Here is a 21,802-nt window from a genome sequence, read left to right as displayed (position 1 = left end):
TCTCAGCTCAGGCGATAGCGGGCGGCTGTTTCGGCGGCGGTCCTGCGGTTCGCCCGCGGAAGAGTTCGGTCGGCAGGGTTTCGGCGGCGACGATGCCCGAGTGCGAGGACGAGAGCACCAGTTTGCCTGCTCGACGGCCTTTTTCTTCGGCGTCCTGGCGCACGGTGGTGAGGTTCTCGCGGATGGCGTCGGAGATGCCGTCGAATCCGGTGACCGAGAGTTGGCCCGGCACATCGATTCCGGAGACCCTCGCGAAGTTGAGTGCGCCGAGGGCGATGACGTCGGTGGTGCAGAGCAGGGCGGTGGTTTCGCGGTTCGCCTGAAGTGCTTGGGCTGCAGCGGAATGGCCGGAGCGGACGGTGTGGTCGAAGCGTTCGACGACGGTGAGGATGTCGGGGTCGAGTCCGGCGTCGATCATGGCTGCTTGGACGCCGGCGATGCGTTCGCGTTGGACGTGGAAGTGGCTGTCCGCCAACCGTCCCGGGGGTACGACGCCATCGCGGCGGTCGCGTCCGAGCCTCATACACAGGACGGCGAGGTGCTCGTGCCCCTGCGAGATCAGATGCGCGGCAAGCATTTTCATTGCGCCTCGGTCGTCGATGGCGACGAGGGCCGCTTCGGGGATGTTACGGGGTTGGTCGCAGACGACGATCGGTAGGTGGCGTTCGCGAACGGCCGCGAGATAGGGGTCGTCGTCGGCGACGGAGTAGACGACGAAGCCGTCGACTCCTGCTTGTTGGACGACGGCTGCGGCTTGCACGTCGTCGCGTTCGGCTCCGGCGGGGATGAGCAGTAGGCCCTGTCCGGCGGCTTCGCAGGATTCGGCGAGTCCGGCGAGGAAGCTCATCGCGGCCGGGTCGCGGAAGGAGTAGCTCAGAGCTTCGGTGAGGAGCAGTCCGATGGCCCCGGCTTTGCGGGTGCGCAGCGATCGCGCGACGGGGTCGGGGCCTGCGTATCCGCGACGCTTGGCGGCCTGGAGGACGCGTTCGCGGAGTTCAGGGGAGAGCTGATCGGGTCGGTTGTAGGCGTTCGAGACGGTGGTGCGCGAAACCTTCAGTTCGGCAGCGATCGACGCCAACGTCGCCTGACGTCGCGGTTCGCTTGACCTGACCATAACCGGGACGTTAGTCCCACTACGCACCGCGAAGAAACTCGAGGTCGCCTTCGTCCGATTCGAACAAAGGCCCGTCGAACGCTAGAGTACAACGGTAACGGTTTCCATTAGCGTCAAGCCTTGCCCTTCAGGAGTACATCGATGTCGTCCATCCGTCGCGCGTCCCGGACCAAACTCACGGCCGCACTCGGCCTGACCTGCGCCGCAGCCCTCACGCTCAGCGCATGCAGCTCCACCGACTCCGCGAGCATCGAGTCCGCCCCGGCCACCCCTGTCGACGGACCGATCACGATCGTCGCGTCCACCAACGTCTGGGGAAGCGTCGCCGAAGCGGTGGCAGGCGATCTGGCGACAGTGACCTCGCTCATCTCCGATCCCTCCGCGGACCCGCACTCCTACGAGGCGAGCCCCGCCGACGCAGCCGCCGTCGCCGAGGCGTCGCTCGTGGTCTACAACGGCGGTGGCTACGACCAGTTCATCGAGGACATCCTCGGTTCCGAGGGCAAGGACGTGCCGTCGGTCGATGCCTTCACGCTGCTGGACGAGAGCCACGATCACGACTCCGAGCCCGCCTCCGGCGAAGCGACGCCGGAAGCAGAGGCAACGGACGGTGACGGCCATTCACACGGCGAGGTCAACGAACACGTCTGGTACAACGCCGAGGTGGCAGCGCACACCGCCGAGGAGATCGCCGACAAGCTCGGCCAGCTCGATCCCGACAACGCTGCGCAGTACACCGCCAACGCCGAGACCTTCCACGAGCAGGTGCACGGCATCACCGACGTGACGGCGAAGATCGCCGCCGACCACCCGAACGCACCGGTTGCGCAGACCGAGCCGATCGCGCACTACCTCATCGAGGAGTCCGAGCTCGACGATCGCACCCCCGAGGATTTCAAGAACTCCATCGAGGAGGGCAACGACCCGTCTCCGGCATCGATCGCTGCAACACGTGATCTGTTCACCTCGAAGTCCGTCCGCGCGCTGGTCTACAACATCCAGACCGAAGATGCCGTGACGCAGGACATTCGCTCCACCAGCGAGGCCGCGGGCATCCCCGTCGTCGAGGTCACCGAAACTCTGCCCGCCGGGATGACGTACATCGAGTGGCAGACCAAGGCGGCAACGGATCTGCAGGCCGCGCTCGCAACCGCCCCTTGAGCCGATCCGACTCCTGATCTCGGACCTGCTGATGGAAAGCTGTAGTACATGCCTGCTGTAGAACTGCGCGATGCCGGACTGGCGTTCGGCGAGCGCACGCTGTGGCAGAACCTGGATCTGGCGGTCGAGAAGGGCGAGTTCGTCGCCGTTCTCGGCCCCAACGGGTCGGGCAAGACGTCTCTGCTCAAGGTGCTGCTCGGCCAGAATCACCTCACGTCCGGCACAGCCGCGATCGACGGCCATCCCGTCCGTCGCGGCCAGTCGGGCGTCGGCTACGTGCCCCAGCAACGCAACATCGACGACGATCTCCCCCTGCGCGGACGCGATCTCGTCGGCCTCGGCTGGGACGGCCACAAATGGGGCATGGGCCTGCGCGGCATGCGGCAGCGCAAGGAGACGGTGCAGCGCGCGATCGATCAGGTCGACGCCAACTCCTTCGCGGGCGCACCCGTCGGCTCGATGTCCGGCGGTGAGCAGCAGCGGCTGCGCATCGCCCAGGCACTCGTCGGCGATCCGTCGGTGTTGCTGTGCGACGAGCCTCTGCTCAGCCTCGACCTCGCCAACCAATCACTCGTCTCGAGCCTCATCGATCGCCGACGGCGTGAGCACGACACGGCAGTGCTGTTCGTGACGCACGAGATCAACCCGATCCTGCCGCTCGTCGACCGCATCGTCTACATCGTCGACGGCCGGTTCCGCATCGGAACTCCCGAGGAGGTCATGACCACCGAGGTGCTCTCCGAGCTGTACGGCACCGAGGTCGAGGTCCTGAAGGTTCGCGGCCGGCTCGTCGTGGTCGGAACCGGCGACTCGATCGATGCGCTCGGCTCGGCAGGCGCACACCACCCACCCGTGCCGCACGACAGAGAAGACAAGGCATGAACGAGAAAGTTCTCGACGCATTCTCGAAGATGCTCGACTTCGACACCACAGCCAATCTGCTGACCTACGACTTCGTCCAGCAGGCGCTGCTCGCCGCCGCGATCCTCGGATTGCTCGCCGGTGCACTCGGTCCGCTGATCGTCAGCCGCCAGTGGGCGTTCGCGGTGCACGGATCGAGTGAACTCTCGCTCACCGGTGCGTCCGCCGCGCTGCTCGTCGGCATCACCGTCGGCCTCGGAGCCATCGTGGGGTCCGTGGTCGCGGCGGTGATGTTCGCCCTGCTCGGAAGTAAGGCCCGCGACCGCGACTCGGTCATCGGCGTCATCATGTCCTTCGGCCTCGGCCTGTCGGTGTTGTTCATCTGGCTCTACCCCGGCCGAACCGGAACCAGCTTCTCACTGCTCATCGGCCAGATCGTCGGCGTCGGGCAGAGCGGCATCCAGTTGCTGCTGGTGTGCGCGGTTCTGGTGTTGATCGTCCTCACCGTGGTCTATCGGCCGCTGCTGTTCGCCAGCACCGACCCCGAGGTCGCGCTGGCCCGCGGCGTCCCCGTCCGCGCACTCTCGGTGGTCTTCGCCGTGCTCGTCGGCGTCGCGTGTGCGCTCGGCGTTCAGATCGTCGGAGCCCTGCTGGTGCTCTCGCTGCTCATCACCCCGGCCGCGGCCGCCGCGCGGGTGACGGCCAGCCCGCTCAAGGCGACACTGCTGTCCATCCTGTTCGCCGAGATCGCCGCCGTCGGAGGCATCCTGCTCTCCCTCGCCCCCGGTCTGCCGGTCTCGACGTTCGTCACCACCATCTCCTTCGTCATCTATCTCGTCTGCCGCGGCATCGGGGCAACCCGCAAGGCGAACTCCGGACGGCTCGTCGCCGCCTAGGATGTCGAGGGTGTCCATCGATCTCAATGCCGATCTCGGCGAAAGCTACGGCGCATGGACTCTCGGCGACGACCACGCCATGCTGACCGTGGTCTCGAGCGCCAACGTCGCGTGCGGCTTTCACGCCGGAGATCCCACCACCCTGTTGCGGACGTGCCGCGCGGCTGCGGAAAGAGCCGTGCGAATCGGAGCGCAGGTGGGCTATCACGACCTCGCCGGGTTCGGCCGACGCTTTCTCGACGTCTCCCCCGCCGACCTCACCGCCGACGTGATCTATCAGATGGGCGCACTCGACGGCCTCGCTCGAGCCTCCGGTTCGAACGTCGCCTACGTCAAACCGCACGGCGCGCTGTACAACGCGATCGTGCACCACCGCGGCCAGGCCAAGGCCGTGGTCGACGCCGTTCTCGCCTACGACCCCACGCTGCCGGTGCTCGGCCTGCCCGGTTCGGTGTTCCTCGAGGAAGCCGAACGAGCCGGACTACGGACTGTCGCAGAGGCTTTCGCCGACCGCGCGTACACCCCGCAGGGAACGCTGGTGTCCCGCTCGGAACCCGGTGCCGTGCTGTCCGATCCCGACGCCGTCGCCCGGCGTGTGTTGACCATGATCACCGACGGCACGACCCTGGCTGTCGACGGCTCGCGCATCGATGTCGCGGCCGAGTCGATCTGCCTGCACGGCGACTCCCCCGGGGCGGTCGCGATGGCAACGGCCGTATCGGAACTGCTGCGCAGCAACGGCATCGCCGTGACAGCCTTCGTCTGATGCGCATTGTGCCTGCGGGCGAGAACGCAGCACTCGTCGAGTTCGACGGGCTGGACGAGACGATGGCGTATTACCGCGCGCTTTCGCTGAACACACCGGCAGGCGTCGTCGATCTGGTTCCCGCCGCTCGCACCGTACTGGTGATGTTCGACGGGCCGAAGCAGCCGGTACTGGATTGGATCTCGGCCACCGAACCCGCAGTCACCGCGGTCGACGACCGGTCCGACACCGTGACCATCTCGGTGGTCTACGACGGCGAAGACCTCGACGAGGTTGCGCGCCTGACCGGCCTGTCCACCACCGAAGTCGTTGCCGCACATACCGGCCGAGTGTGGACCGTTGCGTTCGGCGGCTTCGCACCCGGCTTCGGCTATCTCGTCGGCACCGACACGCGGCTGCACGTTCCGCGGCGCACGTCACCGCGCACCAGCGTTCCGGCCGGTTCGGTGGGTCTGGCAGGTGAGTTCTCGGGCATCTATCCGCGCTCCTCCCCTGGCGGCTGGCAGCTGATAGGACGCACCGACGCGCCCCTGTGGAACCTCGACCGCGATCCCCCCGCGCTGCTGCGACCCGGCACTGCCGTCCGATTCGAGCAGGCATGAGAGCCGTGACCGTTCTGCAGACGGGACCACTGTGCACCGTGCAGGATCGCGGTCGCCCGGGCTATGCGTCGATCGGAGTCGGCTGCTCGGGTGCCGCGGACCGGCATTCACACGATGCCGCGAACCGATTGGTGGGCAACAACTCCGACGCCGCGACCCTGGAGGTGACCTTCGGTGGCCTGAAACTACGCGCCGAGTTCGACGCCGTCGTGGCCGTCACCGGGGCACACGTGATCTGCCGCGTGGACGGCACAGAGCAGGGACTGCATTCGACGCTCGTGGTCCGAGCCGGACAGACACTGGAATTGTCCACGCCGACATGGGGTCTGCGTAGCTACGTCGCCGTGCGGGGCGGGATCGACGTTCCCACCGTCCTCGGCAGTCGGTCGACGGACACGATGTCCGGCCTCGGGCCCGCAGCACTGTCCCCCGGCACCGTATTGGCCGTCGGCGACGACAGCGGCCGTTGGCCCGCAGCGGAGTTCGTACCGCCGCCATCGATCCGAGCCACACTGCATGTCACGTTCGGGCCGCGCGAGAACTGGTTCACCGAGCGCGCCCGATCGCTTCTGCTCGAACAGTCGTGGACCGTCACGCAGGATTCGGATCGCGTCGGCATCAGGCTGGACGGTGCCGAACCCCTGGACCGAGCCGTCGACAGCGAATTGGCCAGCGAAGGAATGGTTCTCGGCGCTCTGCAGGTTCCGCCGTCGGGGCAGCCGGTGCTGTTTCTCGCCGACCACCCCGTCACGGGCGGCTATCCGGTGATCGCCGTCGTCACTGCAGTGGACGTGTCCGCCGCTGCGCAGCTCACCCCCGGAACACCGATACGGTTTCGCGCTATCGGTTGATTCCGGCCGCAGCCGGGCAGATCTCCCGAATGCTGCGCCGCAGTGCATCGGACATGCGGTCGGGTAGTCCGAGCGGGCGAACCATGGCGTCGGCCTGATGGAACAGGTGCGTCCATCCGTCGATGAGTTCGATTCCGCGGTCCGCTGCATAGGACTCGACGGCATTGAGTGTGTCGGCATAGACGAAGTCGTACACCGTGGCCCCCGCCGCCAGTTCGCCTGCTCCCCAGGCGAGCTGATCCTCCGAGCCGTCGCGGCCGATCGGCGTCGCGTTGATCACCAGGTCGTAGGAGTCCAGATCCGCTGCCCGATCCGACCAGTCGACAACCGAGGCCGATCCGTCGTACCCGTCGAGCTCGGCGACGAGTCCTGCCGCCGAGCGCCTGTCGACGTCCGAGACCACCAGTCTGTCGATGCGGCCCTGCAACCCGAAGGCGGCGGCATGCGCGGCTCCACCGGCTCCGAGCAGAAGTGCCGAGCCGAACGTGCGTCCCGAGGTGGCCGCTCGAACCGCCGCGATGTCGGTGTTCATGGCGAACAGGGCTCCCGCACGCAGGAACAGCAGATTGGCCACCCCCGAGATAGATACATCCGGGTCGACCTCGTCGGCAACCGTTGCAGCCCAGTGCTTCCAGGGCATCGTCACGTTCGCAGCATCGGTACGGCCGCCCCGCAGGGCATTCTCGACATCGGGGAGGTCGGCGACGTCGGCGACCTCCCAGGCGTCGTAGCGGGAAGGCACGTCGGCGATCTCGAACGCACGCGTCCACAGCGCGGGTGACATCGCGGTGGACGCGTGCGAACCGACCAGGGTCAGTGAGGTCATACCGACTTCGAGACACGCTCTGCAACAACGGCTTCTGCTGCAGGGGCGGCCTGATCGGAGATGGAGGTGACATCGGAGGAGCCCATGTTCTTCATCAGTGCCGCGACCACGGCCGAGATGATGCACCCCAGGGCCAGGTACGCCGCGACGTAATGCCAGGAGCCGTCGTTCCAGCTGACCAGCGCTGCTGCGATGAACGGGGTGAAGCCACCGGCGATCGCGCTGGCGACCTGATAGCCCACACCTGCTCCGCTGTAGCGCAGTTCGGGGCCGAACATCTCGGTGAACAGGGGCTGCTGCACCGAGACCACCATGTCGTGCGAGACGTTGACCAGGATGACGGCGAGGATCACGATGGCGACCACCGAGGCTGCCTGCAGGGAGAGGAAGAACGGTACGGCTGCCAGTGCGCCGACGACGGCACCGGTGACGAAGATCGGCTTGCGGCCGAAGCGGTCCGCGATCGCGGCGTAGGTCGGGATGCTCAGGATGCCGATGGCACCGACCAGCAGCGCGACGTTGAGCATGAACTGACGCTCGTAGCCCAGTTCGTTGACGGTGTAGCTCAGGGCGAACGTGGTGACGATGTACATGGTGAACAGCTCTGCCATGCGCAGCGCGATGATCTTGAGGAACGAGCCGGGGTGCTCGGTGATCGCCTGGATGACCGGCAGCTTCTTCTTCTCGCCGCTCTCCTCGACTGCCTGCTCGAACACGGGTGATTCCTCGACACCGGATCGGATCCACAGGCCGAACAGCACGAGCACCGCGCTGGCCAGGAACGGGACGCGCCAGCCCCAGCTGGTGAATGCGTCGTCGCTGAGCAGGTTGCTCATGATGGTGACCGCGCCGGTGGCGAGGATGAGTCCGACGGAGTAGCCGACCTGGACGCCACTGCTGTAGAACGCCTTCTTCTTCGCCGGCGCGCTCTCGACGGCCATCAGAGATGCTCCGCCCCATTCGCCGCCGACGGCGAAGCCCTGGATCGCACGCAGCAGCACCAGGAGCAGCGGCGCGAACCAGCCGATCGACTCGAAGTTGGGAACCAGGCCGATCAACGCGGTTGCGACGCCCATCAACAGCATCGTCCAGATCAGCATGCGCTTGCGTCCGAGACGGTCGCCGTAGTGCCCGAAGAAGATGCCGCCCAGAGGACGGAAGAGGAAGCCGACGCCGAAGGTGGCGAACGCCGCCATCACGCCGACTGCGGGCGAGACGCTGGGAAAGAACTGGGAGTTGAACACCAGCGCGGCGATGATGCCGTACAGCAGGAAGTCGTACCACTCGACCACGGCACCGACGAAGCTGCCGATGGCAGCCTTCCGTGCTCTGGATCCGTCCGCGACTGCGACGTCAACGTTCACTTGTCGGCCCTTCGATTTTGTGCGGATAGCGCACAGTTGTTTGTTATTCGCACAACTGTAGCCAGATGCGGCCGTTGTGGTCAACACCACAAGCGGTGGACGGTGTGATGCAGCGCGAACAGGACGATGAGGCAGACTCGAACCATGACGGCCGAGATCGCACCCGACGACCAACGCCCCACCTGGTTCGTGCAGTCACTCGAACGCGGCCTGAGCGTGCTCCAGTGCTTCGACGACGCGCATCCGGCCCGCACTCTCACCGAGGTCGCCGAGGCCGTCGGCGTCACCAGAGCCACGGCCCGCCGACTGTTGCTGACCCTGGCGGAGCTGGGATTCGTCCGCCAGGACGGCCGTCAGTTCACCCTCACCCCACGAGTGATGAATCTGGGCTTCTCGTTCCTGTCCGGAATGGACCTGCCGCGCTTGGCCGAACCCCACATCGAAGCGCTGGCACGACAATTGGGCGAAACGACCTCGGTGGCCATCCTCGACGGGTTCGACATCGTCTATGTCGCGCGCGTTCCGTCGTCGCGGATGTTGCGGGTCGTCATCACGCTGGGCACTCGATTCCCCGCGCACGCAACATCATCGGGTCGAGTACTGCTCGCAGCCCTCCCCGAGAGCGAACTCGAACGCTATTTCGCCGACGCCCCCATCGAAGCCCTGACCCCGCGCACGCTCGTCGATCGAGACGCGCTGCGCGCGGAGATCACTCGGGTGCGCAGCGCAGGATGGTCCGAGGTCGTCGATAAACTCGACGTCGGAATGCGTGCTGCGGCAGTGCCTTTGCGAAACAGCAACGGCACCGTCGTGGCAGCACTGAACACGTCACTGCACGCGAGGAACTACACCCCGACCGACATGATCGATACCGTCGTCCCGGCGATGCACGACACCGCCGCCCGCATCAGAACCTAGGGTCTACCCGCGGCGTTGCCGCGCGATGTCGGCCAACACGACGCCCGCAGCCACGGAGGCATTGAGCGACTCGACCGGCCCGGCCATCGGGATCGACAGGATGTGATCGCAGGTCTCGCTGACCAGACGCGAGAGGCCCTTGCCCTCGGATCCGACGACGATGACGACCGGACCCTTACCGTCGAAGGTGTCGAGTTCGGTGTCGCCACCGGCATCGAGGCCGACGACGGTGACTCCCTTGGACTGCCAATCCTTGAGCGTACGAGTGAGATTCACTGCTCGCGCGATGGGCAGGCGAGCTGCGGCACCGGCACTGGTTCGCCACGCCACTGCGGACACGCTCGCACTGCGCCGCTGCGGGATCACGACGCCATGGCCGCCGAAGGCAGCGACCGATCGCACGACGGCACCGAGGTTGCGTGGGTCGGTGATGTTGTCGAGCGCGACGAGCAACGCGGGTTCCTGATGCGTGCGCGCGTTCGAGATCAGATCGTCGGGGTGCGCGTAGCGGTACGGCGGCACCTGCAGGGCCAGGCCCTGGTGCAGTCCGTTGGCGCTGAGCTTGTCCAGATCCGACCGGGGAACTTCGAGGATGGAGATCCGTGCATCGCCTGCGCGCTGCACGGCTTCCTTGAGCCGATCGTCACTGTCGGTACCGACGGCGACCCACAGTGCGGTGGCGGGCACGCCTGCACGCAGGCACTCGACGACCGGGTTGCGACCGAGCACCACCTCGGGACCGTCTTCGGCCTTGCGTCCTGCCGGTCGTCCGCCCGCGCGGCCGCCGGTGGTGGCACCGCGATTCTGCGCGGACTTCTCGGCGAGCTTGGCCCGACGCGCGGCGGGGTGCTTGGTGCGCTCGGAGGCGGGAGGCGTCGCGCCGCGGCCCTCGAGGCCCTTACGACGTTTGCCTCCGGAACCGGCGACCTGCCCCTTCTTGGTGCCGTCCTTGCGGATCGCGCCGCGCCTACTCGAATTGCCTGCCATCACAAACCTGCTTCGTCGGTCTTGCTCGTACCCAGCGACCATTCCGGCCCGTTGGGTGTATCTGTCACGTCGACTCCGGCCTTGGCCAGTCGTGTCCGTATGTCGTCTGCGGCGGCCCAGTCCTTGGTCGCCTTCGCCGTTGCTCGACGCTCCAGCTCGGCCTCGACCAGAACGCCGAGAGCGCCGAGAGCTGCTGCGTCGGAACCACTGTCACTGATCCAGTGCGGATCGAGCGGGTCGACACCGAGGATGTCCAGCATCGCCCGCACGCTGCCTGCGTACTCCACCGCAGCCGGTAGGTCACCGGACTCGAGCGCGGTGTTGCCGAGGGTGACGGTGGCGTGAATCTCGGCCAACGCCTTGGGAACTCCGAGGTCGTCGTCGAGAGCCGCGGCGAATCCTGTGGTCCACTTGCCCATCGGTACGTCGCCGGCACGTTCGACGGCTCGTCGGACGAACCCTTCGATGCCCCGGTACGTCACGGCTGCGGTCTCGAGCGCGGTGTCGGAGTACTCCAGCATCGAGCGATAGTGCGCGCCACCGAGGTAGAACCGAAGCTCCTGCGGCCGAACCTTTTTGAGCACATTCGGTACCGACAGGACGTTGCCGAGCGACTTCGACATCTTCTCGCCGCCCATCGTCACCCAGCCGTTGTGCAGCCAGTACCGCGAGAAGCCGTCACCGGCCGCCATCGACTGGGCTCGCTCGTTCTCGTGATGCGGAAACACCAGATCGAGCCCACCGCAATGGATGTCGAAATCCGAACCGAGGTAGTTCTCCGCCATCGCCGAGCATTCGAGGTGCCAACCGGGCCGACCGGGGCCCCACGGCGTCGGCCACGACGGCTCGCCGGGCTTGGCACCCTTCCACAGCGTGAAATCGCGGGGATCGCGCTTGCCCTCGGCGACGCTCTCGCCCTGGTGCACGTCGTCGAGCTTGTGACCGGACAGCGCGCCGTAGCTCGGGAAGCTCTGCACGTCGAAGTAGACGTCGCCGCACTCGTCGGCGTAGGCGTGGCCGCGTTCGATCAGGCGCTCGATCATCTGGACCATCTGCGTGATGTGCCCGGTGGCGCGTGGCTCGGCCGATGGCGGAAGTACCCCGAGTCGGTCGTACGCCCAGGTGAAGGATCGCTCGTAGGTAGCAGCCCACTCCCACCACGGACGGCCCGCCTCGCGCGCCTTGTTGAGGATCTTGTCGTCGATGTCGGTGACGTTGCGGACGAAGGCGACGTCGTAATCGTGCGCCAGCAACCAGCGGCGCAGTACGTCGAATGCGACGCCGCTGCGCACGTGGCCGATGTGTGGTTCGCCCTGCACCGTCGCCCCACACAGGTACACCGATACATGGCCAGGGACCAAGGGGGTGAATTCCCGCAGGGCCCTCGTCTCGGTGTCGTGTAGGTGAAGGGTCACGACCCGCAATGCTACCGGTGGTTTTACCTCGCCATGACAAGTGCGGTCGCGATGGCCGCGATTCCTTCACCACGACCGGTCAGCCCGAGGCCGTCCGTGGTGGTCGCAGACACCGACACCGGCGCACCGAGCACCCGCGAGAGAACTTCCTGGGCCTCGACGCGGCGCGGTCCGATCTTGGGCCTGTTGCCGATGATCTGCACCGCGGCGTTACCGATCGAGAATCCATCCGCGTCGAGCAGCCGCTTGACCTCGGTCAACATGGCGGCTCCGCTGACCCCGTCCCATTCCGGACGCCCCGTCCCGAACACCGATCCGAGATCGCCGAGACCTGCCGCGGACAGCAACGCGTCGCACAGGGCGTGGGACGCGACGTCACCGTCGGAGTGTCCCTCGAGCCCGTCCGCGTCCTCGAAGAGCAATCCGGCCAGCCAGCAGGGCCGACCGGGGGCGATGGGATGCACGTCGGTACCGATGCCGACTCTCATGACTCGCCTCTCGTCAGGGCCTCGGCCAGTAGCAGGTCGTGTGGCGTGGTGATCTTGAACGCGAGTGCATCGCCGACGATGGAGTGCACCGTCTCGCCGATGCGCTCGACGAGGCCCGCGTCGTCGGTGGAGATATCGGAGGTCGCGTCGTAGGCGCGTCGCAGGACGTCGGCGTCGAAGCCCTGCGGGGTCTGTACCGAGCGCAGACTCGCGCGGTCGGGGGTACCGACAACCGCACCCATGATGTCGACTTCCTTGATGGTGTCGACGACCGGGAGAACCGGGATGACGGCCGAGCGTCCGGCTCGTACCTCGGCCACGACGCGGGCGATCAGCGTCGGCGGGGTGAGGGCGCGGGCGGCGTCGTGGACGAGTACGACGGCTGCGTCGCCGACCGCAGCGAGACCGGCACGCACCGAATCGGTGCGCTCGAGCCCTCCGGCCACGACCGTGACGTCGTTGTCGACATGACGGCGGGCCGCGTCGAGCAACTCGGCCGGCACAATGACGACGATGCGATCGACGGCACCCGAGGCCCGGAGACCGTCGACGGACCGTTTCAGAAGAGAGTCGGTACCCAGACAGACGAATGCCTTCGGCTCGTCGTGTCCGAGCCGAAGGCCTTTGCCTGCAGCGGGTACCAGGGCGACCACGTCGCCGGCGGTACCGTCCACTCTAGGAAGCGGTAGCGAGAACTTCGTCGAGCATGGTGTCGGCCTTGGCCTGATCGGTTCCCTCGGCGAGTGCGAGCTCGCCGACCAGAATCTGCCGTGCCTTGGCGAGCATGCGCTTCTCGCCTGCCGACAGTCCGCGGTCCTGCTCACGTCGCCAGAGATCGCGGACGACCTCGGCAACCTTGTTCACGTCACCGGAAGCAAGCTTCTCCAGGTTGGCCTTGTACCGACGCGACCAGTTGGTGGGCTCTTCGGTGTGCGGCGCACGAAGCACCTGAAAGACTTTGTCGAGACCTTCTTGCCCGACGACGTCGCGAACGCCTACGTACTCTGCATTGTCCGCGGGAACTCGAACGGTGAGGTCGCCTTGCGCGACCTTGAGAACCAAGTACTCTCTCGGTTCACCCTTGATGGTGCGTGTCTCTATCGCTTCGATCAGCGCCGCTCCGTGATGGGGGTAAACGACGGTGTCTCCGACCTTGAAAATCATGTGACAAGTGCCCCTTTCGATTTACCCAGAATACCACGGCTCATATCAACGGTGCAGGTCAGGGGCATAGTGGTGCCGAATCAGGGGTTGACACAAGGGGATCGACGTGTATCCGGGGCCACATTTTCACCTGCGTCGTTCCGCGGCCGTCGCTCCTGACAGGCACCCTCACCTGGCGTCATCGGGCCGCCGGCAGACCCCACGAGCGGCCGGTGGACGAGAACTACTACTCTGCCTAGTGGACGAGATGGACCGAGCCGGCCCGGCACCACATGGAGGACGACCGAAGTGACTGCAATCGACGCTGCGACACCGCTTGGCCGCCATCGCAGGACGGCCGCCGCCCTCGCTCTTCTCGCCGGTGGCGCGTTCGCCCTCACCGCGTGCGGCGCAGGTCAGATCTCCCAGACGGCCACTCAGGTCGCTGCGGTCAACGGCAACTCCGCCGACGTCGGGGACATCCAGCTGCGCAACGTGCACGTGGTGTACCCCACTTCCGAGGAATACAGCATCACCTCCGGCGGCACCGTCGAGCTGGGCTTCACGGCCATCAACTCCAACACGAGCGTGGCCGACGAGCTGACCGGCATCTCCTCCCCCGAGGCTCGGGTCACCATCGTCGACGAAGCGGAAGCGGGCAGCAACGAGATCGCTCCGCTGACCGCGCTCGGCGCAGGTTCGCCCGCGGACGTTCAGCTCGATGACCCGCTGCTGCCGATCCAGCTGATCAAGGTCGAGATGGCCGACATCTCCGAGAACGTTCGACCGGGCCTGACGCTGCCGGTCACCTTCGAGTTCGCGAACGCGGGCGAGGTCGTCGTCAACGTTCCCGTCGATGCCGGTATCGAGCTCGAGCGCGACCCGTCCGCGGTGACCGAGCACAGCGAAGGCGAATAACCGCCGCCCCGATCCTGTCGGTGCCGATCGTTAGGCTGCCGGCGTGGTCAAACTGAAGTCGAGCTACCGCTGCTCCGCGTGCCGTCACTCGGTCTCGAAATGGGTCGGTCGCTGTCCCGAATGCGGTGACTGGGGCTCGATGGACGAGGTCCAGGCCACTGCCGCTCCCCTTGCGACCCGCGCAGGCGCATCGGCTCTGCGTTCGGGCGGCGGGGCCATGATTCCCACCACGCCGGCCGCAGCTCTGACGACCATCAGCAGTGCCACTTCGCAGGCCAACACCACCGGGATCGACGAGTTCGATCGCGTTCTCGGTGGCGGCCTCGTCCCCGGTTCGGTCGTGCTCCTGGCCGGCGAGCCCGGAGTCGGCAAGTCGACGCTGCTGCTCGAGGTGGTGCATCGGTGGGCCCGCTCGGCACCCGATCGCCGTGCGCTCTACGTCACGGGTGAGGAATCGGCGGGTCAGGTGCGGTTGCGCGCCGATCGCACCGGCGCGGTACACGAGCGTGTCTTCCTCGCCGCGGAGTCAGACCTCGCCACCGTCTTCGGCCACGTGGAGCAGGTCAAGCCGAGCCTACTGATCGTCGATTCCGTGCAGACGATGCTCGCCGCGGACGTCGACGGCGTCATCGGCGGCGTCACCCAGGTTCGCGCCATCACGAGCGCGCTGACCACTCTGGCCAAGACCACCGGGGTTGCGGTGCTGCTCGTCGGGCACGTCACCAAGGAGGGCGCGGTGGCCGGTCCGCGATCGCTCGAGCACCTCGTCGACGTGGTGCTCAACTTCGAGGGCGACAAGCACTCGACCCTGCGGATGATCCGCGGCGTCAAGAACCGGTTCGGCGCATCCGACGAGGTCGGCTGCTTCGAGCTACGCGAAACCGGAATCGTCGGCATCAGCGATCCGTCCGGGTTGTTCCTGCACCATCGGGGCGACGCCGTGCCGGGAACAGCCGTCACCGTCACGATGGACGGCAAACGGCCCCTGTTGGCCGAGCTGCAGGCACTGATCGTCGACACCGCGATGCCGTCGCCCCGGCGCGCGGTCAGCGGTCTCGATCACGCCCGCGTGGCGATGATCCTGGCCGTGCTGGAACGCCGCTGCGGAGTCAAGGTGTCCAAGGCGGAGGTCTACGCCGCGACGGTCGGCGGGATGCGCACCAGCGAACCGTCCGCCGATCTCGCGCTCGCTGCGGCGGTGGCATCGGCGGTCCGCGATCAACCACTCCCCCCGGGCATGGTCATTCTGGGCGAAGTGGGTCTGGCCGGCGAGGTACGCCGAGTGGCCGGGCTCGGTCGCCGTCTCGCCGAGGCCGCCCGATTGGGGTTCAACTACGCCATCGTCCCGGAGGACGCCGGACCCATTCCGGACGGCATCAAGGTCAAGACCGTCACCAACGTCGGCGAGGCATTGACCTACACGCGTATGCGACCCGTATGACACCGGGCAGTATTCTTTGTCGGGCCGCCCGCATGCGGCAGCGCAGTACTCTTTATTCGCACGGGACATACCCACCGCACGAGCAGACACTCGGCCGCGCTTGAACGACACGAGGGGGTTGGCCATGGAGGGCACCACACCGTCCCCAGCGTTGCGCGAGACCATTGCCCGGCTCGCACCGGGAACCGCCCTGCGGGACGGCCTCGAACGAATTCTGCGCGGCCGAACCGGCGGGTTGATCGTCCTGGGCTACGACGAGGAAGTCGAAGCGATCTGCGACGGCGGTTTCGAGCTCGATGTCGAATTCGCGCCCACCAGGCTTCGAGAATTGTCGAAAATGGATGGCGCAGTGGTGCTTTCGACCGACGGCAAGCGCATCGTCCGATCCAACGTCCAGCTGGTCCCCGACCACAAGATTCCCACCGTCGAGTCCGGTACCCGGCACCGCGCCGCCGAACGAACCGCAATGCAGACCGGCTATCCCGTTGTCTCCGTGAGCCAATCGATGAGCATCGTCAGCGTGTACATCGGCGGCATCAGACACGTCGTGGAGGGCTCGGCCACCATCCTCTCGCGCGCCAATCAGGCCGTCGCGACCCTCGAGCGCTACAAGGCCCGTCTCGACGACAACACGAGGCAGCTCTCGGTGGTCGAGATCGAGGACTTCGTGACCCTGCGCGACGCCCTGACCGTCGCGCAGCGGCTCGAGATGGTGCGGCGGGTGTCGGTGGAGATCGAGCAGAACGTCCTCGAACTCGGCACCGACGGCCGTCAGCTCGCTCTTCAGCTCGAAGAGTTGTTGGGCGACAACGACGTCGATCGCCAACTGATCGTGCGCGACTACCTCGCCGGCAACGAACCGTCGAGCACCACCGGGGTCGAGAAGGCGCTCGCCGCACTGGACAAGCTGACCGATGTCGATCTGCTGGACTTGACGACGCTGGCCCGCGCGTTCGGCTATCCCGCGACCATCGAAGCCCTCGACACACCGATGAGCCCTCGCGGGTACCGAGTACTCACCCGAGTTCCGAGGTTGCAGTTCAGCCAGATTCACCGACTGGTCGGCGCGTTCGGCACCCTGCAGGGGCTGCTCGCGGCCACCGCAGCCGACCTGCAGTCCGTCGACGGTATCGGTGGCCTGTGGGCTCGCCACATCCGCGAGGGCCTCTCCAGACTGGCCGAGGCCTCGATCTCGGGCCCGTACGACTAGACGCCCTGCCGAACCGTCTTCGTGCCAGGAGCTCGCGGTATCACGCTCGAACCATGGTCATGTATCGGATCAGCGTGGCCTCGTCCGGTGCGTCGGCCGTCGCTGCCGACGCGACGATCCGGCCCTGAGCCATCACCAGGATCCGATCACACAGTCCGAGAAGCTCGGGCAGTTCACTGGAGCTGACCAACAGCGCTGCACCCTCGGCGGCGATGTCGCGGAGCAAACCGTGAACCTCGGCCTTCGCGGCGACGTCGACGCCTCGTGTCGGTTCGTCCAGCATGATCACGCGAGGCGACCGAGTCAGCCACTTGCCGATGGCGATCTTCTGCTGATTTCCGCCGCTGAGCGTGCTGACCGGATCCTCGACTCCGTGCATCCGGATGCTCATGCGCTCGACGAGGTCGGCAATGATTCCGTCCTCGGTCTTGATGCTCGGCATCCCGAGGCGGGCTCGGTCGGCCATGGCCACCGACATCAGGTTCGATCGGATGGAACCCGACAACACCAATCCTTGGCCCTTGCGGTCGGGCGGGACGAAGGCCAGCCCTGCCCTGATCGCCGCAGCCGAGTTCGACGGCACGTGTGGCGTACCGCCGACTGCGAGATCGCCGGACGACACGAACCGGGTACCGAAGATGCATTCGAGAAGCTCGCTCCGCCCTGAGCCGACCTGACCCGCAAGCCCGACGATCTCCCCCGGCTGCACGGACAACGACACCTCGTTCAGGGCGCGCGGCGAACTCAGCTGCTCGACCACCAGGGCCGGCGGCTGGTCTGCCCGGGGAGTACCACCGATGCGAGTCACGGCCTGCGCTCGATGTCGACCGATCATCGCGTCGATCACCGCGTCCGGCGTGAAGTCGTCGAGTGGCCCTTCTGCGACGGTCACCCCGTCTCGCAGTACCGTGAGACTGTCACACATGTCGAAGAGCTCATCGAGTCGGTGTGACACCAGAACCACCGATACCCCTTGACTTTTCAGGCTCCGAACGACTTCGAACAGTGCCTGGGCTTCGTGACCGTCCAGAGAGCTCGTCGGCTCGTCGAGAACCAGAATGCGTGCGTTCATCGATATCGCCCTGGCGATTTCGACCATCTGACGCTGATCGGGACGCAGATCCCGAACCAACCTGTCGATGTCGAGTTCCAGCTCGAGATCCTTCAGGATTCGGGCTGCCTTCTCGTTGCTTGCGCGCCAGTCGATTCCGAACATCGACCGCTCCAGCCGACGGCCCATCAGAACGTTCTCGGCCACGGTGAGATCTGGTGCGTACGCGGTTTCTTGCGACACCATGGCGATGCCGAGGCTCAACGCTTTGGTCGGCGACGACAGCGTGACGGTACGGCCGTCGATGGAGATCTCGCCCTCGTCGGGGGAAGTCTGACCGGAAAGTATCCCCAGCAGGGTCGACTTCCCTGAGCCGTTCGCCCCGATGAGACCGTGCACCATTCCTGCGGCCGAAATGCTCATGCTGGCGTCACGCAGGGCGTGGACTCCGCCGAAGCGCTTGGCGAGGTTCTTCAGCGACAGCAGACTGTGATCGGTCATTTCGCGGGTCCTCTCGCGAGACTTCCGTGATATCGGCGTATCGGCCGGCGGGTCATCGCGCCGCCGGACAGTCTGTTGAGAAGAACGGCTCCCACCAGGATGACGCCGGTGACGACACCTTGCCAGTAGCTCGATATGCCGGACAGGCTCAGCCCGTTCCCCAACGTCGCCAGGAAAAGGACGCCGAGCACCGTTCCGCCGACCCCGCCCGATCCGCCGGTCATCGCAGTACCCCCGAGCAGAACGCAGGCGATGGCCTGCAACGGCAAGAGGTTGTCCACCGTCGGACTGGCCGCGGCGGACCGACCGATCCCGACCACGGCGGCGATCGCGGCTGTCATGCCGACTATCGCGAAGACCGCGATGGTGGTGCGTGTGGCGTTGATTCCGGCCAACCGGGCTGCAACAGGGTTGCCACCCACGGCGTACACGTCGCGTCCGAAGAAGGTGCGCGACTGTACGAACAAAGCAACGGCGAACGTGACGATCATGATGAAGATCGACGCATTGATTCCCATGATGTCGCCGAAGGCGATGACGTCGGTGACCGTCGAGGTCACCGGGATCGACCTGGTGTCCGACCAGATATTGACGAATCCGGTGAACGCCGTCAGTGTCGCCATGGTCACCAGGAGGAACGAAAGTTGTAGTCGTCCGATGAGGACTCCGTTGACCAAGCCACCGATGAGTGCACCTGCGATGACTGTCACGACGAACGCAAGCACACTGGGCAACCCCATGTTGATCAGCGTTGCGAACATGATCGCGAGAAGGGCTATCAGTGCACCGATGGACAGGTCGACAGCGCCGCTGATCATCGCGAAGGTCATCCCGAGCGCGATCACCCAGAGCGCGGTACTGCTCGTCATGAGGATCTTCATGTTCGCCGCGGTCAGAAAGTACTCGTTCGTGAACGAGAAAACGATGAAGATCAAGGCCAGAAGCGAGACTACGGGGAGTAGATGACGGCTCGACTTCCACAGCCTCACGAGCGCAGGCGGCCGATCGACCAGCGATACGCCGGAAGCTTCTGCTCGCAATTTTTCGGGTCTTGTTACTTGTTCCGGGGTCGAGGTCATGCTGGCGACTTCACCTTCGTGTCAGTGATCGTTCGTGCGAGAGGAAACGGTTTTTGCATGAACCCGGTCAGGCTTGGGGCTCGTAGCTGGAGACGTTGTTCTTGTCGATGACCGCACCGGGAGAAAGCACCTTTTCCGGAATCTCGACCCCGTTGGCTGCATTGATTGCCGCTCGACCTTCCTGCTCGCCCATAGATGTGTTGTCGAAGGCCCAAGTAGCCAGAATCCTGCCGTCCGCGATAAGGCCTGTCGTTCCCGAGTCGCCGTTGACTCCGGTGACCACAATGTCCGTACGCCCCAATGTGCGTACGACTGCAGCTGCTGCCGACGCCGCAGAGTCGTTGTAGGCCATGACCGCGGTGATCTGCGGATTCTGTTGCAGCAGAGCGCTTGTCGCCGTCGAGACCGACTCCGGAGAATGAGCGGCGACTTCCTCCTGAGCGACGAATTCGAGGCCGAGTTCCTCGCCCCAGTACTGGAACCGTTCCACCTGGTACTGAAGGTTCTTCGATTGGAATGCCGGATATATCATCCCGACCTTGCCGTCGGGTTGGGCTTCGGCGACCGCGGCGGCCATCTCGAATGCGGCCATGTCGCGAGACTGAAGAACCGTGCTCGTGACACCTGCGAGGTTCTCGTCACCGGGCCCCGGAGGCGCGTCGACGGTGATCACCGGCACGTTCGCCCCGTTTGCCTGCTCGATCGGTGCGGCGAGCGCGGCCGGATCGACCGGGTTGACGATGATCGCGCGGACACCTTCGGCCAGTAGGGACTGAACGGCGGTGACCTGGGTTTGCGGACTGAGCTGACCGTCCTTGACGACCATGCTGCAGCCGAATTCCGTTGCGACGCCGGTAGCCCCGTCGATCTCCTTCTGGATGCCGGGAATGGCGTTGGTCGGCGTGATGTAACCGATCTTGCAGTTCTCTCCCGGACTTCCGGTCGGCTCCGGGTACGAGCTGGGCAGCTCGACACCGCCGGCCTCCAGGTAACCCGCTGGGGCGGCGGTCCACACGACCTCAGTGCTCACGGCAGCGTCATCGCCCGCCGCAGCGGTCTCACCTCCGGCCGATTCGGCAGAGGTGCCGCTGCTGCAAGCCACAACACCCACGATCACGCAGCTGGTCATGGCCAGCCAGACGGGCGTTCGGTGGATCCTGGACGATGTCGTCGACGACTTCATGGTCATCCAATCGGGTCGGGGAGATCACGCTGAGAACGGATCACAAGATGTGAGCGGGCTAACACCTGGCCCGGCCTGTGAGGACAGTAACAGCAAAATTGCATGCACTGCAATAAGATCTCGAAACATTTGATAACAGCAAACCGGGCAAGAAACGCACCGAACGATCGGCAGAACGAGATCAGTGAATGCGGGGCGCTGCCGTCATGGGTGCATCCGCGAGGGCGCGGAGGACGATCTCCTCGGTGTTCCTCAAATGCGCTTCGATTGCCGAGTACGACCCCTCGGGATCACCGGTACGCAACACCGCCAGAAGCTCACCGTGCGCGTGGTCTCGACGTTCCGGTTCGCGCGATTCCGCTTCCAGCCGGCCGAAGGCATACCGAACGTACCGCTCCGACGCGTGCCACAGGGTTTCGAGAACACGCATGTCCCAGGTCGTTGCCGCCGGCCGAATGATCTCGCTGTGCAGGGCCACGTGCGCTTCCCACCGCTCATCGCTGTCACGCGCGGCCGCGTGCGCGCGCTGCATGACATCCAATCGCTCGAAGTCGGCGGGCGTCAGCAACACGCACGCGCGTTCGACGAGCTCCGGCTCGATGCGCAGCCGCAACCGGTAGATGTCGCGAAATTCCTGAGGGTCGAGCGGCGCGACGAAGGCGCTCTTGGCCCGACGGGTGACGATCAGTCCCTGGAATTCGAGCCGCCGAAGGGACTCACGGACCGGAATTAGACTCACCCCGAGCTGCTCGGCGATCTGACGCAGCGAGAACTCCTGGCCCGGGTGCAGGTCTCCCGAGTAGATCGATCGCCTGATCTCCGCGGTGACTTGATCGACCACGGACACCACATCGATCGAACGGACCGAATTCGACTTACTCAACCGTGTCCTCCCGGCCGACAACGAGCACACAACTGGGCTCGAGACTACCTCGACGGCCTTTCGCGACCTGGGCGGCAGGACTGGCTTCACATTCCGCGGGTACGTCCCTTGCCCTTCATTGCATTGAGTGCAACACTGCATTTC

22 protein-coding genes are annotated in these 21,802 nt (G+C 65.8%); 10 read left to right on the top strand and 12 right to left on the bottom strand.

All coding sequences use genetic code 11. The annotated features are described in order from the left end of the window. Positions 1–7 precede the first annotated feature (7 nt). On the bottom strand, positions 8–1,114 hold the full coding sequence (locus CH302_RS24515; protein ID WP_037195065.1) for a LacI family DNA-binding transcriptional regulator: 1,107 nt from the start codon (positions 1,112–1,114) through the stop codon (positions 8–10). Positions 1,115–1,255: 141 nt separating this feature from the next. Here CH302_RS24515 and CH302_RS24510 point away from each other — a divergent pair, with 141 nt between their 5' ends. From CH302_RS24510 to CH302_RS24485, 6 genes are read left to right on the top strand one after another with little or no spacing between them, the layout of a single operon-like run. Next, a complete protein-coding gene (locus tag CH302_RS24510; protein WP_052048053.1) occupies positions 1,256–2,275 on the top strand; it encodes a metal ABC transporter solute-binding protein, Zn/Mn family in 1,020 nt (339 codons plus the stop codon). Between the two features lie 48 nt (positions 2,276–2,323). Then, positions 2,324–3,157 carry a metal ABC transporter ATP-binding protein gene (locus CH302_RS24505; RefSeq protein WP_037195064.1) on the top strand — a complete coding sequence of 278 codons (834 nt, stop codon included), beginning with the start codon at positions 2,324–2,326 and terminating at the stop codon, positions 3,155–3,157. Continuing rightward, positions 3,154–4,032 (top strand): metal ABC transporter permease, encoded by an 879-nt coding sequence (locus CH302_RS24500; RefSeq protein WP_037195063.1) that lies wholly within the window; start codon positions 3,154–3,156, stop codon positions 4,030–4,032. The genes CH302_RS24505 and CH302_RS24500 overlap by 4 nt, the downstream gene beginning before the upstream one ends. A 10-nt stretch (positions 4,033–4,042) precedes the next feature. Continuing rightward, a complete protein-coding gene (locus CH302_RS24495; RefSeq protein ID WP_371828459.1) occupies positions 4,043–4,798 on the top strand; it encodes a LamB/YcsF family protein in 756 nt (251 codons plus the stop codon). After that, on the top strand, positions 4,798–5,400 hold the full coding sequence (gene pxpB, locus CH302_RS24490; protein ID WP_037195061.1) for a 5-oxoprolinase subunit PxpB: 603 nt from the start codon (positions 4,798–4,800) through the stop codon (positions 5,398–5,400). Before CH302_RS24495 ends, pxpB begins: the two co-directional genes overlap by 1 nt. Next, entirely contained in the window at positions 5,397–6,251 is an 855-nt protein-coding gene (locus CH302_RS24485; RefSeq protein WP_037195060.1) for a biotin-dependent carboxyltransferase family protein, read from the top strand. Before pxpB ends, CH302_RS24485 begins: the two co-directional genes overlap by 4 nt. Here CH302_RS24485 and CH302_RS24480 read toward each other — a convergent pair. Beyond that, positions 6,241–7,077 (bottom strand): shikimate dehydrogenase family protein, encoded by an 837-nt coding sequence (locus tag CH302_RS24480; protein WP_052048052.1) that lies wholly within the window; start codon positions 7,075–7,077, stop codon positions 6,241–6,243. The two genes, CH302_RS24485 and CH302_RS24480, sit on opposite strands and share 11 nt — an antisense overlap. Beyond that, positions 7,074–8,441, bottom strand: a complete 1,368-nt coding sequence (gene shiA, locus CH302_RS24475; protein WP_037195059.1) for a shikimate transporter — start codon at positions 8,439–8,441, stop codon at positions 7,074–7,076. Before shiA ends, CH302_RS24480 begins: the two co-directional genes overlap by 4 nt. 144 nt (positions 8,442–8,585) lie before the next feature. On the opposite strand from shiA, the gene CH302_RS24470 reads away from it, so the two are divergent. Further along, positions 8,586–9,359 carry an IclR family transcriptional regulator domain-containing protein gene (locus tag CH302_RS24470; RefSeq protein ID WP_052048051.1) on the top strand — a complete coding sequence of 258 codons (774 nt, stop codon included), beginning with the start codon at positions 8,586–8,588 and terminating at the stop codon, positions 9,357–9,359. A 3-nt stretch (positions 9,360–9,362) separates the two neighbouring features. Here the strand turns inward: CH302_RS24470 and rlmB are convergent, their stop codons facing one another. From rlmB to CH302_RS24445, 5 genes are read right to left on the bottom strand one after another with little or no spacing between them, the layout of a single operon-like run. Beyond that, complete coding sequence (gene rlmB / locus CH302_RS24465; RefSeq protein WP_037195058.1) at positions 9,363–10,346, bottom strand: 23S rRNA (guanosine(2251)-2'-O)-methyltransferase RlmB; 984 nt, start codon at positions 10,344–10,346, stop codon at positions 9,363–9,365. Continuing rightward, positions 10,346–11,761 (bottom strand): cysteine--tRNA ligase, encoded by a 1,416-nt coding sequence (gene cysS, locus CH302_RS24460; RefSeq protein ID WP_037195057.1) that lies wholly within the window; start codon positions 11,759–11,761, stop codon positions 10,346–10,348. Before cysS ends, rlmB begins: the two co-directional genes overlap by 1 nt. A 23-nt stretch (positions 11,762–11,784) precedes the next feature. Further along, on the bottom strand, positions 11,785–12,249 hold the full coding sequence (gene ispF, locus CH302_RS24455; protein ID WP_037195056.1) for a 2-C-methyl-D-erythritol 2,4-cyclodiphosphate synthase: 465 nt from the start codon (positions 12,247–12,249) through the stop codon (positions 11,785–11,787). Continuing rightward, positions 12,246–12,923, bottom strand: coding sequence for a 2-C-methyl-D-erythritol 4-phosphate cytidylyltransferase (gene ispD, locus CH302_RS24450; RefSeq protein WP_052048050.1), 678 nt, complete (start codon positions 12,921–12,923; stop codon positions 12,246–12,248). The genes ispF and ispD overlap by 4 nt, the downstream gene beginning before the upstream one ends. Before the next feature lies 1 nt (position 12,924). Beyond that, positions 12,925–13,413, bottom strand: a complete 489-nt coding sequence (locus tag CH302_RS24445; protein ID WP_027494344.1) for a CarD family transcriptional regulator — start codon at positions 13,411–13,413, stop codon at positions 12,925–12,927. A 288-nt stretch (positions 13,414–13,701) separates the two neighbouring features. Here CH302_RS24445 and CH302_RS24440 point away from each other — a divergent pair, with 288 nt between their 5' ends. From CH302_RS24440 to disA, 3 genes are all read left to right on the top strand, one after another. Next, complete coding sequence (locus tag CH302_RS24440; RefSeq protein WP_037195054.1) at positions 13,702–14,310, top strand: hypothetical protein; 609 nt, start codon at positions 13,702–13,704, stop codon at positions 14,308–14,310. A gap of 43 nt (positions 14,311–14,353) precedes the next feature. Beyond that, positions 14,354–15,751 carry a DNA repair protein RadA gene (gene radA, locus CH302_RS24435; RefSeq protein ID WP_037195051.1) on the top strand — a complete coding sequence of 466 codons (1,398 nt, stop codon included), beginning with the start codon at positions 14,354–14,356 and terminating at the stop codon, positions 15,749–15,751. A 124-nt stretch (positions 15,752–15,875) separates the two neighbouring features. Beyond that, positions 15,876–16,961: a DNA integrity scanning diadenylate cyclase DisA gene (disA, locus tag CH302_RS24430; protein ID WP_037195049.1), complete on the top strand. Its 1,086-nt coding sequence runs from the start codon at positions 15,876–15,878 to the stop codon at positions 16,959–16,961. A gap of 40 nt (positions 16,962–17,001) precedes the next feature. On the opposite strand, the gene CH302_RS24425 is transcribed toward disA, so the two are convergent. The 4 genes from CH302_RS24425 to CH302_RS24410 all read right to left on the bottom strand — a co-directional run bounded on the left by CH302_RS24425 (position 17,002) and on the right by CH302_RS24410 (position 21,658). After that, positions 17,002–18,513: a sugar ABC transporter ATP-binding protein gene (locus tag CH302_RS24425; protein ID WP_037195047.1), complete on the bottom strand. Its 1,512-nt coding sequence runs from the start codon at positions 18,511–18,513 to the stop codon at positions 17,002–17,004. Continuing rightward, positions 18,510–19,502 (bottom strand): ABC transporter permease, encoded by a 993-nt coding sequence (locus CH302_RS24420; protein ID WP_052048049.1) that lies wholly within the window; start codon positions 19,500–19,502, stop codon positions 18,510–18,512. Before CH302_RS24420 ends, CH302_RS24425 begins: the two co-directional genes overlap by 4 nt. Before the next feature lie 157 nt (positions 19,503–19,659). Next, entirely contained in the window at positions 19,660–20,622 is a 963-nt protein-coding gene (locus CH302_RS24415; RefSeq protein ID WP_176460771.1) for a sugar ABC transporter substrate-binding protein, read from the bottom strand. A 334-nt stretch (positions 20,623–20,956) separates the two neighbouring features. Further along, positions 20,957–21,658, bottom strand: a complete 702-nt coding sequence (locus CH302_RS24410) for a GntR family transcriptional regulator (RefSeq protein ID WP_230596473.1) — start codon at positions 21,656–21,658, stop codon at positions 20,957–20,959. Positions 21,659–21,802 lie beyond the last annotated feature (144 nt).

The sequence above is a fragment of the Rhodococcus sp. 15-2388-1-1a genome, from assembly GCF_002259145.1.
In the GTDB taxonomy this organism is placed as follows: Bacteria; Actinomycetota; Actinomycetes; order Mycobacteriales; family Mycobacteriaceae; genus Rhodococcoides.
Note: the sequence above shows the minus strand (reverse complement) of the source record. Positions and strands in the feature narration are given on the sequence as shown.